The organism is Bradyrhizobium erythrophlei (assembly GCF_900129505.1).
Lineage (GTDB): Bacteria > Pseudomonadota > Alphaproteobacteria > Rhizobiales > Xanthobacteraceae > Bradyrhizobium > Bradyrhizobium erythrophlei_D.
Map to the genome: position 1 here is coordinate 6,853,758 of NZ_LT670818.1, position 15,038 is coordinate 6,868,795.

Here is a 15,038-nt window from a genome sequence, read left to right on the forward strand (position 1 = left end):
TTGTCGCCTGTTGTGACTCCAGTCCGGTCAGACATTTTGCGGCGGAATGAACTCGGCCTCGGTGGGAACGAATTCGTTGGTGTACAGCTCAGCCGCCTCCAATGGGGTCGTGACCCCGCCATAGGTCTTCAGCACGGCAACGGTTGCCGTCCAGTCTTCCGGCGCCATCCAGCCGAGGGGCTTGTTGGCCGTGGTCGGCGTTACCCAGGTGCTCCAGGATAGCTGCGCCTCGCGCAACGTGATCGCGGGATCGGTGGTCTCCTGATACTTCTTGACGATTTGCGTCATTTCTTCAGCGTTGGCTCGCCCATAAAGGAAGCCTTTCATGGTCGCGCGAACCATGCCGCGGATAAGATCAGGATCGGCGAGCAGGTCCTGATGAACGATGATGCCGTTGCTCATCGCTGTCACGCCCTCGTCGGCATACCAAAAAGCGCGCACCTTCTTCTTTCCGCGAATTTCGATCGAGGGGATGTAACCCTGGGCGAACCCGGCGATGGCGGCCACCTGTCCGGAAATCAATGCCGGACCGGCCCCCGCGCCATCGACATTGATGACTCTCACCTTGCTGGCGTCCAGCCCTGCACCCTTTATGAATGCCGGCCATTGCTGGAACTGCGCGGATCCTGTTGCAATGCCGACGGTCTTGCCTTCGAGATCCTTCGGACTCCTGATGTCTGACTCTTCGAGGACCAGCGCCGCGCAGGGGTTACGGCGGTAAACGCCGGCCACCATCTTCAGCTTCATACCCTTGGAAACGCTGTTTCCGACCACGAATCCATCAGCGAATCCAAATTGAACCGCTTTCGAGGCAACAATCTGGGCCGTGCTGCCGGACCCCTTGCCCTGGTTGATCGTGACATCGAGCCCGGCGTCCGCGAAGAATCCTTTTTCCTTCGCAACGACGAGGCCGGCGTTGGGGCCCCCGTACACCCAGTCGGCCAGCAGGTTGACTGGCTTGAGCGATTTCAGGGACTGCGCGCGGACGATCGCAGGAAACGACAGGGCGGCAAGCGAGACAACTCCCGCTCCCAGGACATTGCGACGCGTGATCGAGCCTGCAGACATAAGTCACCCCAGTATGTTGCCGCGAACAGCCCGATTATTGCCGAGAGGCCGCGGATGTCAATGTTAACTAACTAGTCTGTCACGCCAATTGCGCTGCCCAATCCTTGGCGCTCACTGATTAAGACAAAGGCATCAGCAGGCGCTTTAATGCGATCCGGTACTGGCCAGACAATATCGACGGTGACGGTACCGGCCGTCCCGCCTCGCATTCGCGTTCAAAGTCGAAGCAGACGTTTGGCGTTTCCCGAGAAAATCTTCGCCTTGTCGACGTCATTCAACCGCGTCTTCTTCATCCACTGCACTCCGGCCGCGTTGGACGCGTAAGGCCAGTCGATCGAAAACATGATGCGATCGATGCCGATTTCCTGAATGCAGCACTGCAGCGCAGGATCCGAGAAGAAGCCGCTCGTAGTCACGTGGAAATGCGAGCTGAACACCTCGCGGAAGTTCTTCATTGGCGTGTCGCGCGAAAGTGCTTCATCTATGCGCGCCAGCGTATAGGGAATCGTCTCGCCAAGATGACCGAGGATGATCTTCACTTCAGGATAAGCGTCGAATAATCCACTAAGCACGAGGCGCATGGCCTGCGTGCCCGCCTCAAAGGTGAACCCCCATGCGGCGCGGATGAACATGGGATGGGTCTTGGCATAGTCTCCGTAGTAGGCTTTGATGACAGCCGGATTCGGATCCGCCGGATGAATGTATAGCGGAACGTCCAGCGCTGCCGCCCGTTCGAAGATCGGCCAGTAGCGCTTGTCGTCCAGGAATGGACCTTCGGTCAGGCTATGTAACATGCCGCCCTTGAAACCCAATTCGGTGACCGCACGCTCCAGTTCGTCCGCCGCCGCGCCGGGGTGAGCGGTCGGCAACGACGCGAAGCCGGCGAATCGCTTGGGATGATTCCGGATCGCCGCGTGCAGACGGTCATTGGCGGCGGCGGTCCAGGTTACCGCGATGTCCTCGCGAAGGCCTTGCGAGCCCGGCGGACCATGAGAGATGACCTGCAGATCAATGCCGGCGGCGTCCATCTCCTCGATGCGCAGCGCTCCGAGATCTTCCATCCGCTTCAGCAGGGGCGATGGCGGCCGTGCCGTATGATTGAGTGTGTCGAGCGCGTCGTTCCATTTGGGATCGAAGTAATGTTCTTCCAACGCGATAATCATCAGATCTCCTGGTCGTCGTTGCGGCGGGTATTGAACTTTCATGAGCGGAAGGTTAGGCCCGCGCCGGTTCCCGTAGCTGCATGCTCCGAGGCATGGAACCAGCTTTTGTCGGCCGCTTGCTCGAACATCGCCAGAAGCGCCAGGTTGATATCGCGAGCAACCGTCCAGCCCTGGTAGACGAAGGCGGAATACAGATCGACGCAGACGGCGCCAGCGCGACGCATCGCCAGCACATCCGCAGCGCTGCTTACGCCGCCATTGCCTTTGATGGGTATGCGTCCGCGCGCGAATCCAGCGGCGCGCTCCACATTGGCCAGCGCGGCGTCGAAAATCGCGCGGCCGTGCAGCGTGCCCGTCGCGGTCCCGAGTTTCGGCTCGCGAATCCGGCTGCCGCCGCCGACCTTCAATCCGCCGACGTTTGCATCAACGCAGCGTTCGACAAGCTCGGCGAAACGGTCATGCATTTGCGTGGTATCGTTCGGCACCCTGACGATGATCGAGCCGGTCCGGCCACCGATGCGATCGAGAATGCCGCGCAGCATACCGACTTCGTCGAAGGTCTCGCCGGGCTGGAGGACGTTCGGGCACATCAGGCTCACCTCAACAGCATCGACGTGAGGCTGCACCTCGAGGATGCTCTCTGCAATCGATTGTGATGAAAATCCGCCGACATTGGCGATGACCGGAACGCGGCCTGATCTTGGCCGGCGCAGCCGTGCAACGGCATACGCCCGCCCCTTGCTGGGGACCCCCATGGAATCCGCAATCGATTCGGTTTCTGGCAAGCGAACCAGCCGTGGAAATGGATTGCCATACCGCGCTTCCGGCATGATCGACCCAACGCAAATAGAGCCGAATCCGAGCGTCGACAACGCTCCCACCAATTCGGCGTTCTTGTCAAAGCCGGCCGCCAGCCCAACGGGATTGGACATCTCGAGGCCCGCGAAGCGAGTCTCAAGTCTGGCATCCACAACGTCCAGATGGCTGATGGCGGCAAGCCGCTGCCAAGGCAACGCCCATCGCATGGCCGCATGCGCCAGGCTGTGGCTGCGGTCGGCCGAGAGGCCAAACAGTGCGGATCTAAGGAGGTCTCGGTACGGATTCATGAAAGCTCAACTACGGTGTTGCCGACCCTCAGAGCGAGGCAGAAGCCTGCCGGGGCGACGAACCCGACCTCGCATCCATCTTCCAGATGTCGATGACATCCCGGGAAACGACGACCTGCCCATAATCGCGATTGAACCGCTTCAGCGCTCCGCGATGGTCCTCCTCGCTGGCTGCACCGCAGCAATCGGCAACGATGGTGACGTAATAATCGATGAAGTAGGCATCGCGGCCCGACGACTCCACGCAGGTATCGGTCGCGATGCCGGTGAGCAGCAAGCTGCGAATGCTGCGCTCCCTGAGAAGACCGGGCAGTTCAGTATTGATCATGGCGCTGTAACGATGCTTGATCACCACGGGCTCGCCGGGTTGCGGTTTCACCCGGTAAAAGTCTGCCCCCCAAGAACCGGTCAGGCAGCGCGGAAGCTCCATTTTCAATCGGGCGTTTCGTTCGCGCATCGGACCCGACAGGTCCTTCGGATCGTAAATCGCCTGGACGAAGATTACCAGAACGCCAGCCTCACGCGCCGAAGCGATCAGTTCGAGCAGCGCGGGTACTCGCTCCTGTTGCAGAGGCTTTAAATCGCCCCCGACCTTGTCGAAGAATCCACCGTCCGCCGCAAAATCGTTCTGCACGTCGATGACCAACAACGCGCAGTTACGTGGATCGACCTTTTCGGCCAGCGCGAGCAGCAATCCAGAATAGTCGCTGGACAAGGTCTTCTCCACAAAGAAAAACGATCAGGACGTATATGCCGGCCGCAACCACGATCATGCGCGGCATCATTCAAGCCTCCGAGGAACTGACCAGTTAGTCAAGCCGGTTTTTTCCTCGACGGTTGCTGTTTTTTGATGTGCCAAGCGGTTTGTGTACCGGCGTAGAAACCAACAATGCAGCACCCAAAGGGCGAAATCGACGCCGCGCAGGCGGCGCTGAAGTTGGCCGACCTCGACCGCGCCGCGTCATGCGCGCGTCTCCAATGCAACGTGCTGTGTGGCAGCCGGCGAAATAACGCGGCAGTGCGAAATCCCCGGCAGCCGTTCACCAACGATCATTCGCGCTACTGCATTTGGTACCGCAAAGCTTTCCGGCTTCACCCTAAGTGCTGATCACGCTTCGCTTTTCGGCCTAGTCGGTCCAGTCCATCAATGGGAAGTTTGGGCTAGGTACAGGCAAGCGGAGCTAGCGAGCTCCAACGTACACATCTCAACGGCCGCCTTGCGCCAGAAGTGGTCGGTCAATAGACAACAATTCGGCTGAAGTCGACACGGGTTTTGCGGCGACGCGGAGGGTGCGTTGCGCGCCACACCGCTATGTTCGATTTTATTTTCGCGCATCAACAAATGCCATCCGAACGTCCTATCTGCCGGCACGCCGTCAGGATAGGCTGATGCATTCGCGGAATTGGGGTAACATGCACACGATGATCAGGCCGCCAAAATCCGACGCCCGTCCTGCTGCGAAAGACAGATCGGCGGAGGAGCTTGCCCGAACGCTGAAGCTCGACAAGGGCCTCGGCTTCCTGGTGCGGCTGCTCGATACCCGCGTGCACCTGCTCTACGAACAATTGACCGGGCAGAACGAGATCACGCCGCGCCAGTTCGGCGTGCTGCTGACGCTCTATCAGCAGGGCACGCTGACGCTGACTGAACTGGCTGGACATATCCGGGTCGATCGCAGCACGCTGGGCGAGATGATCAATCGCATGGCGGAGCGGTCCCTGATCACCAAGCGCAACAATGGCAGCGATCGGCGTTCCGCCGAAGTGTTGCTGGCGCCCGCAGGCAAGGCCGTGCTGTTCGAGGTCGTGAACGGCGCAGCCCAGCTGCAGAGCGCGCTGCTGGCGCCACTGCCGGCCGAGGATCGGGCGCATTTCATGCGGTGCGTGAAGCTGATCGCGGAACCCCCGGCGAAGAGCGGTGGCTAGCCGCCGGCTCAAATCTTCCATCGAATGCCCCCGCCGTGCTGGCCAAAAACGCTCTTGCGGCTTGCGAATATAGTACGTATACGTAGCAAATAACGCGGAGCAAAGGGCTTGCGGCTGAGCGAATACCTGAGCGTGCCGTATCTGCTGGAGGCGCAAACCGTCGAGATCGCGCCGGATTCGTGGGTCAGGCGCGTCGCCTATCCGGAACTGCCGGACTGCCACACCGAGGCGGTGGTCCTCGAAGAGGCGTTGCTGGCGCTCGAACGGCGCAGAATCGAAACGATCGTCCGTATGGTCGGCCAGGGCAGCCCGCCGCCGGTACCGCGACCGCCCTTACGGGATTGCGATCCGGCCTGGGTCGCCCGACAGGCCGGCGTCGCCAGCGAGATCATCGCCCTGATCGATCGCGATCGAACCGGGATGGTCGATGGGCGACGGAATAATTACTGACGCGATCGAAGGTAAAAAGAGCCGAGGGAAGGAACGCCAATGCTTTCGCACCAAGACAATGAAACGCTGGTTCGGGTCGGCCCCGGCACCGCCATGGGATCGCTGTTCCGCTTGTACTGGATTCCGTTTCTGTTTTCGAAGGATCTCGTCGCCGACGGCCAGCCGAAGCGGATCATGCTGCTCGGCGAGGATCTGGTCGCGTTCCGCGATACCGAGCAGCGCGTTGGTCTCGTCGCCAACGCCTGCGCGCATCGCGGCGCCCCGCTGATGTTCGGCCGCAACGAGGATTGCGGCCTGCGCTGCGTCTATCACGGCTGGAAGTTCGACGTGACCGGCGCGGTCACGGACACGCCGGCCGAGCCGGCCAAGAGCCGGCTCAAGGAAAAGGTCAGGATCACCGCCTATCCGTGCCGGGAGCGCAATGGCGTGCTCTGGACATATATGGGCCCGCAGACCGCGGACCTGCCGCCATTGCCGAACCTGGAGTGGAATCTGGTACCGGCCGAGAACGTCCACCTGTCGATGCGGATCCAGGAATGCAACTGGCTGCAGGCGCTGGAAGGCGAAATCGACTCCGCACACGCACCGATCCTGCACAGCCGCATCGATTCCAAGGGCGCGATCAACAAGTGGCTGGCGACGCGCGACCTGCGTCCGACTTTCGAATGCATGCGGCAGGATTTCGGAATGAGCATCGCAGCGAAGCGGCGGCTGGACGAGCAAACCAATTACTGGCGGGTCAACCAGTTCATGCTGCCGTTTTATTCGCTGGTGCCGCCGCAGTCGAAGCATCCCGAACTGAGCGGCCATGCCTGGGTGCCGATGGACGACAATCACACGATCTGCCTGATGTTTTCCTACCACCCCTCCGAGCCGCTGCCGCCGCGTATGCGCGAAGTGTTCGAACACGGCCATAACGGCCGGGAATCCGCCCATGCGAGCCAGGAGTCCTTCGTCAAGCGCGATCCCTCCACGCCGTATGCCGACTACTGGACCAAGTACACGCGCGAGAACGGCTTTCAGTTCGATTATCAGAGCCAGGTCGATACCTGGTTCTCCGGCCTGCCGGGATTGTGGGTGCAGGACGGTGCCTGCCAGAGCGGCACCAAGCCGATCTTCGACCGCACCAAGGAGCACCTCGGGTCCAGCGACACCGGAATTGCGATGACACGACGGCTGCTACTGGAAGCCGTCAATGCCTATCGCGACCGCGACATCAAGCCGAGCGGGGTAACCGACCCCGACACCTTCATGGTGCGCGCGGTCTCGCTCACGCTGCCGGAGACCACGTCATGGGTCGATTTCGGTCGTTCGCATATGCAGGCGAAGCTCGGCGCCGGTTTTGGTTATCAGCTGTAGTCCGCGTTCGGTAAAGGCAACTGCACAATGACTGAGACGACCAACCCGGATGGCGGCTTCGACGTGTGCCTACATCGCAGCGGCCGGACCATCGCCGTGCCGCCCGGGGAAACCATCCTGGACATCCTTCTCGACAACGGCGTCAACGTTTCCTTCTCCTGTTCCGACGGGATTTGCGGCACCTGCGAAACAAAAGTGATCGAGGGAATTCCCGATCATCGCGACTCCTTCCTCAGCGACGAGGAAAAGGCCGAGAACAGCAAGATGATGGTCTGCTGCTCGCGGTCGAAATCGCCGGTGTTGACGCTCGATCTCTGATAGCCGCGCGTACCAATTGTCACCGTCATGGCCGGCCATCCACGTCTTGCTCGCTGCATGACTGCCAAGATGTGGCTGCCCGGGACAAGCCCGGGCATGACGACTTCCTTGTTGCGGCCGTGCCCCCTATAAAGGCCGCGCCGCGAACAGCAGTCCGTCGCGGTAATTGAGGACCACGATCTCGACCGCGATATCGAGCTTCGGTTCGACATCGGCCAGCATCCGGGTTGCGATCCGCAGGCCTTCGTCGAGATCGACGATGCCGACCCGGTATGGGACCTCGTCCTGAAATACCGCCGGCGCCGCATGAACGACGGTTTGTGAATAGAGCTTTCCGCGGCCGGAAAGCGGCACCCACGCAATTTTATGCGACCAGCAATGGGGGCAGAACGGTTTTGGTGGAAACGTCAGGCGCCCGCAATCGTCGCATCGCGTCGTCTCGAAATGCCCGGTGGCAAGACCCCGCCAGAATCGTTGGGTGAATTCGGTCATGCGCGGCGGAAAGGCGCGGAGGCGATTGATGGTTTGAAAAGCAAGTGTCATCGGACCGCCTCCAGCACATGGACCAGCGCAGCATTGTAGTTGCCAAGTTCGGCGCTGGTGACGGCGAGACGGGCATTGGCGACCTGGCGCTCACCGGCGCGGCCCGTGAGTTGCTCGTTGATCTCGAACAGGCTGTAGAAGGGCGTGACGTGGGCGGGATGGCCCCGCGACTGCAGGCCGCCCGACGTACAGACCGGAATCCTTCCGCCCAGCGACGTCACGCCTTCGGAACAAAGACGGGCACCCTGCCCGCGCGGCACCAGACCAAGCGCTTCGGCGGCCAGGATTTCGATGATGGTGCAGGGCGCATAGAGTTCCGCCAGATCGATATCGGAGGCTTTCACGCCGGCCTCTTGATACGCCGCCTGCCCTGCCCGCTGCGCCGAGACCAGGGCGATCATGTCGTTCGGCACTTCGTTGATCTGGTGGGCGCCCTCGTGAAAAAATCCCCTGCCGCGCACGCGGACGTAAGGCTTTCCGGACGCCTTTGCGATCTCCTCATCCACCAGCACGATGCAGGCGGCGCCATCGCCGCGCGGCGGCACCTCGTAGAGCCCGAGCGGTTCGACGATCGGCTTCTGCGCCAGCACCTCGTCGAGCGTGATGGGTTTACGAAGCTGCGCGATCGGATTGAGCGAGGCGTGCCGCCGGTTCTTGACCGAGACGCTCGCGAGTTCCGTACGCGACGATTTGAATTCGTGGATGTAGCGCGCGGCATCCATCGCGTACCAGGAAATCGGCGTGAATCCGAACGGCGCATGGAAATCGACGTCGCCGGTAGCGCGCATCGAGTTCATCATGTGCTCGACGGCGGGGATCGCCGATTCGAAGTTGATTCCCAGTGCCAGCGCGACGCGTGACTTGCCGAGCCGGATATCGTTAGCCGCGGCTTCGAATGCCAGCGCCGCAGTCATTCCGTTGCCGAGGACCTCCTGCACCGTACCCGTGCAGGGAAGCCGCAAATAATTCGCGATGAAAGTCGCAAAATACTTCTGCTGGGTGTAGGGACGCGGCTGCGCAAAGGCAAGCGACGAGATCTCGCTCCGCTCGACTCCCGCATCCGCTACCGCCGAGATCACGACTTTCGCGAGGATTTCGTGTTCGAGCACCTGCAGTTCGGCATCGCGCGGTGTCTGCCATTTGGCGACCGGCAACACCGCCGCACCGAGTATCGCGACGCTTCTCGTCATCTTGCTGCCCTCGCGCGTTGGAACACCATCATCGGCACACGATCAATGCATCGGCGGCCATCACGCCGCCGGGCCCCGCAATCACCGGATTGACGTCGATCTGGTCGATGACATCCTTCAGATCATGCGCTAGCTCAGAAAGCCGGCAGACGGTATCGACCAATCCGTCGACATCGACGCCGGGCTTGCCGCGAAACCCCGTCAGCAAGGCGTGGCTCTTGAGCGAGCCGAGCATCGCGCGGGCGGCCGCGTCATCGACCGGAGCCAGCCGCACGGCGGTATCGCCGATCAGCTCGACCATGATGCCGCCCAGGCCAGCCGCGACCAGTGGGCCGAACTGACGGTCGTTCTTGACGCCGAGCACGATCTCGACGCCCGCGGGCGCCATCTGCTGCACGCTGATGCCGTCGATCCTCGCCTGTGGCGCAAAGCGCGCTGCCGATTCCAGGATGTTCTTGGCCGCTTCGCGGACATTCTCCGGCGTCGACAGTCCGAGCCTGACGCCGCCGGCTTCGGTCTTGTGCTGGATGTCGGGCGACACGATCTTGATCGCCACCGGAGCGCCGATCTTGCTCGCTGCCGAGGCCGCCTGGTCGGGATCGCGGGCCACGATCTCCTGCGGAACAGGGATGCCGTAGCAGGCGAGGATGCGCTTGGAATCCGTCTCCGACAGCGCCGCGCCACGGCCCTTCACCTCGGACAGGATGGCGCGGGCGGCCTGCCCGGCCGACGCCGGTGACCGCCGCGCCGCCTGCGCTTGCCGCGTCCGGCGCTCATGCCAGTCGAACCACGCCCGCAACGTCGCAAAGCAGCGATCGGCTGAGCGAAACATGCAGACCCTGGGATCGGCATCGAGAAGTTCGCTGCCTGGTCCCTGGTACCATTCATTCATCCAGACCACCGCCAGCGGCCGCTCGGTGCGGGCCGCGGCCTCGACAATGGTCGGCGCCCGCGCCCCGCTCGAGGACGTGTGCGCGAAGATCATGGGCATCACCAGCGCGCTGAATCCGGCATCGTTCATGAAGGCATCGAGACAAAATCCGAAGGTCTCCGACGTCTTCAGCACTTCGGCGGTGAGATCGGACGGATTGGCGACCGAGCCGAAATCAGGCACCACCTCGTGCAGCGCAGTCGCAGTCTTTTCTTCCAGCGCCGGCAGCGCGACGCCATGGGCTTCGGCCTTGTCGGCGCAGATCACCGCGGCGCCGCCTGAGGTCGAGAGGATGCCGACGCCGCGCCCGCCGGTTGGCGCCCTGGTCTTGGCAAAGAACGACGCCGTCTCCAGCACCGCCTCGAGATTGTCGATCGCGATCGCGCCGGTCTCTTCGATCGCCGTCCGGTAGGCGGAGACGGAACCGACCATCGTGCCCGTGTGCGACATCGCCGCCTTGCTGCTGGTCTCGCTGTTGCCGGTCTTGTAGACGATCAGCGCCTTGCCGGCATTGCGCGCCTTTCGCGCCGCCGCCAGGAAACGGTCGCCATCCTTGACACCTTCCAGCAGGCAGATGATCGAGCGCGTATCGTCATCCTCGGCAAGATAGGAAATGAAATCGCAGACATCGACGTCGCAGGAATTTCCCGCCGCCAGATAATGCGAGAACCCGATGCCGCGCTCCATGCCCTGCACCACGGTATAGCCCAGTGCGCCGCTTTGCGAGACGATCCCGATCGGACCGCGGCGGTGACCCATCGCCGCGTAATCCGGCATGAAATTTAGTCCCGCGGAAGAGCTGGTATTCGCCAGCCCAACGCAATTCGGCCCGACCACGCGCACCCCGGTGCGCTGCGCAAGCTCGATCAGGCGCTGCTGCGCCTCGATGCGATCGGGCTTTGCGGTCTCCGCAAAGCCCGACGCGTAGACAATGACCCCGCCGGCCTTCACGGCCGCGGCGGCCTCGATCATCCCCTCGACCATCGGCCGGGCCACGCACAGCACCACGCAATCCGGGCTCTCCGGCAGGTCCGCCAGCGACGGCACGCACGGGCGGCCCAGCAGATTCGGGTACTTCGGATTGATCGCAAAAACCTTGCCGGTGAAACCGGCCATGTTGGACAGCGTACGCTCACCGAAGGAGCCGCGCGTCTCCGATGCGCCGACGATTGCGACCACTTTCGGATTGATCAGACGACGCAGGTCCTCATGGTGATATAGCGCGCGTGCAGTCGGGTGGGCCATGCTCAGTCCTTGTCCGCCTTAAAGCTCGTTTTCGAAGCTCGGCCGATCGGCCGAGCCAAGCATTTCGGTGTGTTTTCGAAGCTAGTGTGCGCGATAACGCACCGGCAGCCGCTTCACCCCGCCGAGGAAGGACGTTTCCGTCCAGGCCGGACTCCCGGCCAATTCGATCCGATCGATCCGTTTGAGCAGTTCGCGAAAGAACGCCACGATTTCGGCCTTGGCGAGGTGCCTGCCGATGCACGCGTGAATTCCGTAACCATAGCCGAGATGCCGGTTGGGCGAACGGTCGGGAATGAATTCGAACGGACGATCGAAGGCTTCTTCGTCGCGGTTGCCGGAGGGGTAGCTGATGAAAATGCTGTCCCCGGCCTTGATCGTCTTGCCGCGGATTTCGTAGTCCGCGACCGCCGTCCGGAAGAAATGCTTGACCGGCGACACCCAGCGCACCATTTCTTCGGCCGCATCAGGGATCAGATCAGGCTCCTTCTGCAGGCGAGCCATGGCGGCGGGATTCTCGATCAAGGCGAGCAGCCCGCCCGCGATGGTGGCGCTCGTGGTGTCGTGGCCGGCGCTCGCCAGCGCCACGTAGTAGGAATAGGCTTCGAAATCGCCGATCGGCTTGCCGTCGATCTCCGATGTCGCGATGACGGTCGCAACATCGTCCTTGGGATTCTGCCGCCGTTCCTTCGCGACGTCCTTGAAATAATCGATATAGGCCATGGTCGCGTCGATCAGGTCGTTGCCTTTCTGCATTTCCGGATCGCCGCCGCCAAAATAGGCCTGGGTGATCTTCAACAGGCGCGCCTCGTCTTCAGGCGAGAGTCCGAGGATCGTCATCACGACTCGCAGCGGGTAATAGATCGCTATGTCATTGTAGAAATCGCATTCGCCTCCGATCGCACAGAGGCGATCGACACTTTCCTTCGCCAGGGCCTCCATGCGCTCCGACAGCGTCCGGATGTGGCGCGGCTGGAACCATGCGTGGGTGAGCTTCTGGTACTTCGAATGATCCGGATTATCCATTTGCGGCAGGGTGCGAACCAGCATCGGCTTGCCGCTCATGGCCTCCTTGACTTTGCTCTCAAAGTCGATGCTCAGCAGTTTGGTCCGCGGTTGGTTGATGAAGCGATCGGCCTGGCGTTCGATCTCGACGATGTCGGCGTACTTCGAGATCGTCCAGAACGGGCGGTACCCGTCGGGTTGGGTCCAATGGACCGGATCGTCGCGCCTCAATCCGGCGAACAACCGGTGCTGCGCGTCGACGCTGCCGTATGTCTTGTGGTCGGCGATTGCATTGTCGAGGGGCCTGTCGAGCATCTGTTTTTCTCCCTGGTTGGTTTTCCGCGCCGTTCCGGTGTATTCTTCACCGCATGACCAGCACCGGCTTGACCACCCGGCTGCTCTCCAGGTCGCCAACAGCTTCATTTATTTTTTCGAGCGGATAGGTCTTCACGAATTTGTCGAGCGGCAGCCGGCCGTCACGAAAGAAGCCGATCATCCGCGGGATGAACAGCTGGGGATTGGCATCCCCTTCGACGACGCCGCGAACGGTGATCCCCCGACCGACCACCACGCTGGCCTCGGCCGCATACATGGTGCCGCGGGGGGGTGCTGCGACCTGGGCGTTGACGCCCCTCGCCCTCAGGCAATTGATCGAATTGGCAACGACTGCGGGAACACCGGTGGTGTCCAGCGAGAAATTTGCGCCGCCTTGCGTGAGTTCGACAATCTCCGCCATCGGGTTGTCCGAAAGGCCCGAAACGGCGTGGGTCGCCCCGAGCTCAAGGGCCATGCGAAGCCGCTCGGGGACGATGTCGACCGCGATGATCGTGGAGCAGCCGACAATCGCCGCGGCGATGATGGCCGAGAGGCCAACGGCTCCGGCCCCGAAGACCGCGATCGAGGTGCCGGCTGGTGGCCGCAGCACGTGCATCACCGTGCCCATGCCGGTCTGGATCCCGCATCCCAGTGGGGCTATGAGTTCCAGCGGCAGATCGCTGTCCACCTTCACGACATTGCGGGTCGTCGCAATGGCATGGGTCGCGAATGCGGACTGGGCAAAGAAATGTCCGCCGACTTCCTTGCCGTTCCGGGTCAGCGCCGAACCGCCGGCCCGCTTTCCGAACAGGTTGATGTCACGAAAATGGTCGCAATAGCCGAGCGCGCCATCACGGCAGTTCGAGCACTCGCCGCACGAGCCGAAGCTCATCAGGACGTGGTCGCCGGGCCGCAGCCGCGTTACTCCCGGACCGACCTTCTCGACGATTCCGGCGCCCTCATGTCCCAGCACCTTGGGCATCGGGATCGGGATATGCTGCAGCTTCACCGCCATGTCGGTGTGGCAAATGCCACACGCGTGCACCCGGACAAGAACCTCGCCGTGCTGGGGATCCCCGAGTTCGCAGGTCGCGATCTCGAACGGATCTTGAGGCGCATTGGCGATCGCCGCCGTAATGCTCAAGGCGTGTGTTCGTCCGGGCGACGTCATCGCGGCTGGTCCTTTTTGCTTGTCAGGGCGTGTTGAAGCCCTTGAGGACGGGTTTTGCCGTGGCCTTTTCCGGCGGCCATACCGTCACGAGCTTGTCACCCTGGAACTGCGTCACCGTGGTGTCGCGTCCCCTGTTGCGGCCGTTCTCATCGAATTCGAGATAGTCCGACGAGGTGATCATCTCGTCCTTGCCGACCTTCACCTTGCGAAGCGCGTCCGCGATGTCTTTCGGTTCAAAGCTCCTGGCCGCATCGAGCGCCCTGATCGCGACCATGGTGCCGAAATAGCCGAGCGCCGAGTTCAGCGTCAGCGGTTGCTGGAATTTCTTCTCGAAGGCCTCACCGACCTTCGCGGCCTCCGGCAGATCGGCCGAGAATGGCGTCACCGCGAACTGCCAGGCCACCAGATTGCCGATCTCCGGGCGCAGTTTCGGATCGCCCGACATGCCACCGGTGCCGATCACCACGGGATGGAAATCGAGCTGCTCGTAGGCCTTCGAGGCCAGCACCCCGGCCCGAAAATACCCGACCTGCACCACGATGTCGGGCTGCGACGCCTTCAACTTCAGCACCGGCTGCAACAGGTCCTGCGCGGCAGCGCCATATTCGATGAATGACGTCAGCGTCAGATCCTTGCGCTTGGCCAGCTCGGCCTTGAGCTGCTTGCCCATCTCGATTCCGTATTCATTGTCGGGGCAGAGCACGCCCACTTTGGTCTTTTTCGGGTCGATCCGGTGCACCATATCAAGCGAACGGAAAATGCCGGTCACGTAATCGCTGTCGATCAGCGTGGTCGACCAGGTCCATTTCAGGCTGCCGTTGGTCATGGATTCCTGCTGTGGAATCGTATTGATGTGCGGAACGCCGTATTTCTCCGCGACCTGCGACAACGGCACGGTTTCGTTGGACGTCGCGGCACCCATGACCAGCGTGACCTTGTCCTGGTTGACCAGCCGCTCGGTCTCGCCGACCGCATTGATCGGCTTGCTCTGCGAATCGCCCTTGACGAGTTCGATCAGGGCGCCGCCGTGATTTTTCAGCCCGCCGGCCGCGTTGACCTGCTCGATCGCGAGCTCCGTGCCACGCATGCCGTCGCCGCCACCCACCGCGCCGGGACCGGTCAGCGCATAGACCGCGCCCACCTTGACCGCGTCGGCGGCGGTCGCATTGAAAGCCGACAGCAGCACCGTCGTTGAAAGAAGAAAGCCAACCATGCGTTTCATCTGCGTCTCCTTTGCTTGTTTTATTGCTC

At 62.0% G+C, this 15,038-nt stretch carries 14 protein-coding genes; 4 read left to right on the forward strand and 10 right to left on the reverse strand.

Annotation, left to right across the window (positions count from 1 at the left end; genetic code table 11):
• Nucleotides 1-27: 27 nt before the first annotated feature.
• From B5525_RS31935 to B5525_RS31950, 4 genes are all read right to left on the reverse strand, one after another.
• A complete protein-coding gene (locus B5525_RS31935; RefSeq protein ID WP_079569661.1) occupies nt 28-1,068 on the reverse strand; it encodes an ABC transporter substrate-binding protein in 1,041 nt (346 codons plus the stop codon).
• A gap of 215 nt (nt 1,069-1,283) precedes the next feature.
• Nucleotides 1,284-2,096: an amidohydrolase family protein gene (locus B5525_RS31940; RefSeq protein ID WP_172900019.1), complete on the reverse strand. Its 813-nt coding sequence runs from the start codon at nt 2,094-2,096 to the stop codon at nt 1,284-1,286.
• 173 nt (nt 2,097-2,269) lie between these two features.
• Nucleotides 2,270-3,337 (reverse strand): hypothetical protein, encoded by a 1,068-nt coding sequence (locus B5525_RS31945; protein ID WP_079569664.1) that lies wholly within the window; start codon nt 3,335-3,337, stop codon nt 2,270-2,272.
• Nucleotides 3,338-3,365: 28 nt separating this feature from the next.
• Entirely contained in the window at nt 3,366-4,052 is a 687-nt protein-coding gene (locus B5525_RS31950; RefSeq protein WP_172900020.1) for a cysteine hydrolase family protein, read from the reverse strand.
• A 674-nt stretch (nt 4,053-4,726) separates the two neighbouring features.
• Here B5525_RS31950 and B5525_RS31955 point away from each other — a divergent pair.
• From B5525_RS31955 to B5525_RS31970, 4 genes are all read left to right on the forward strand, one after another.
• Entirely contained in the window at nt 4,727-5,263 is a 537-nt protein-coding gene (locus B5525_RS31955) for a MarR family winged helix-turn-helix transcriptional regulator (RefSeq protein WP_244567660.1), read from the forward strand.
• Between the two features lie 108 nt (nt 5,264-5,371).
• Complete coding sequence (locus B5525_RS31960) at nt 5,372-5,713, forward strand: hypothetical protein (RefSeq protein WP_079569667.1); 342 nt, start codon at nt 5,372-5,374, stop codon at nt 5,711-5,713.
• Between the two features lie 39 nt (nt 5,714-5,752).
• Nucleotides 5,753-7,072, forward strand: coding sequence for a Rieske 2Fe-2S domain-containing protein (locus tag B5525_RS31965; protein ID WP_079569668.1), 1,320 nt, complete (start codon nt 5,753-5,755; stop codon nt 7,070-7,072).
• 27 nt (nt 7,073-7,099) lie between these two features.
• A complete protein-coding gene (locus B5525_RS31970; protein WP_079569670.1) occupies nt 7,100-7,390 on the forward strand; it encodes a 2Fe-2S iron-sulfur cluster-binding protein in 291 nt (96 codons plus the stop codon).
• 126 nt (nt 7,391-7,516) lie between these two features.
• Here B5525_RS31970 and B5525_RS31975 read toward each other — a convergent pair whose 3' ends face one another.
• The 6 genes from B5525_RS31975 to B5525_RS32000 all read right to left on the reverse strand — a co-directional run bounded on the left by B5525_RS31975 (nt 7,517) and on the right by B5525_RS32000 (nt 15,009).
• Complete coding sequence (locus tag B5525_RS31975) at nt 7,517-7,933, reverse strand: Zn-ribbon domain-containing OB-fold protein (RefSeq protein WP_079569671.1); 417 nt, start codon at nt 7,931-7,933, stop codon at nt 7,517-7,519.
• The gene (locus B5525_RS31980) at nt 7,930-9,123 is read right to left on the reverse strand and encodes a thiolase family protein (protein ID WP_079569673.1); all 1,194 of its coding nucleotides are present in this window, start codon (nt 9,121-9,123) and stop codon (nt 7,930-7,932) included. The genes B5525_RS31975 and B5525_RS31980 overlap by 4 nt, the downstream gene beginning before the upstream one ends.
• A 28-nt stretch (nt 9,124-9,151) precedes the next feature.
• On the reverse strand, nt 9,152-11,299 hold the full coding sequence (locus tag B5525_RS31985) for an acetate--CoA ligase family protein (protein WP_079569675.1): 2,148 nt from the start codon (nt 11,297-11,299) through the stop codon (nt 9,152-9,154).
• 81 nt (nt 11,300-11,380) lie between these two features.
• Nucleotides 11,381-12,616, reverse strand: a complete 1,236-nt coding sequence (locus tag B5525_RS31990; RefSeq protein ID WP_079569676.1) for a cytochrome P450 — start codon at nt 12,614-12,616, stop codon at nt 11,381-11,383.
• Nucleotides 12,617-12,662: 46 nt separating this feature from the next.
• Nucleotides 12,663-13,760: an NAD(P)-dependent alcohol dehydrogenase gene (locus tag B5525_RS31995; RefSeq protein ID WP_079569678.1), complete on the reverse strand. Its 1,098-nt coding sequence runs from the start codon at nt 13,758-13,760 to the stop codon at nt 12,663-12,665.
• A gap of 49 nt (nt 13,761-13,809) precedes the next feature.
• Nucleotides 13,810-15,009 carry an ABC transporter substrate-binding protein gene (locus tag B5525_RS32000; protein ID WP_079569682.1) on the reverse strand — a complete coding sequence of 400 codons (1,200 nt, stop codon included), beginning with the start codon at nt 15,007-15,009 and terminating at the stop codon, nt 13,810-13,812.
• Nucleotides 15,010-15,038 lie beyond the last annotated feature (29 nt).

What these genes read in the sequence shown, in the direction of transcription:
- B5525_RS31990 (WP_079569676.1), bottom strand. Translation starts at nt 12,616, where the DNA reads ATGCTCGACAGGCCCCTCGACAATGCAATCGCCGACCACAAGACATAC.
- B5525_RS31955 (WP_244567660.1), top strand. Translation starts at nt 4,727, where the DNA reads ATGCATTCGCGGAATTGGGGTAACATGCACACGATGATCAGGCCGCCA.
- B5525_RS31965 (WP_079569668.1), top strand. Translation starts at nt 5,753, where the DNA reads ATGCTTTCGCACCAAGACAATGAAACGCTGGTTCGGGTCGGCCCCGGC.
- B5525_RS31975 (WP_079569671.1), bottom strand. Translation starts at nt 7,933, where the DNA reads ATGACACTTGCTTTTCAAACCATCAATCGCCTCCGCGCCTTTCCGCCG.
- B5525_RS31970 (WP_079569670.1), top strand. Translation starts at nt 7,100, where the DNA reads ATGACTGAGACGACCAACCCGGATGGCGGCTTCGACGTGTGCCTACAT.
- B5525_RS31940 (WP_172900019.1), bottom strand. Translation starts at nt 2,096, where the DNA reads ATGGACGCCGCCGGCATTGATCTGCAGGTCATCTCTCATGGTCCGCCG.
- B5525_RS31980 (WP_079569673.1), bottom strand. Translation starts at nt 9,123, where the DNA reads ATGACGAGAAGCGTCGCGATACTCGGTGCGGCGGTGTTGCCGGTCGCC.
- B5525_RS32000 (WP_079569682.1), bottom strand. Translation starts at nt 15,009, where the DNA reads ATGAAACGCATGGTTGGCTTTCTTCTTTCAACGACGGTGCTGCTGTCG.
- B5525_RS31985 (WP_079569675.1), bottom strand. Translation starts at nt 11,299, where the DNA reads ATGGCCCACCCGACTGCACGCGCGCTATATCACCATGAGGACCTGCGT.
- B5525_RS31945 (WP_079569664.1), bottom strand. Translation starts at nt 3,337, where the DNA reads ATGAATCCGTACCGAGACCTCCTTAGATCCGCACTGTTTGGCCTCTCG.
- B5525_RS31935 (WP_079569661.1), bottom strand. Translation starts at nt 1,068, where the DNA reads ATGTCTGCAGGCTCGATCACGCGTCGCAATGTCCTGGGAGCGGGAGTT.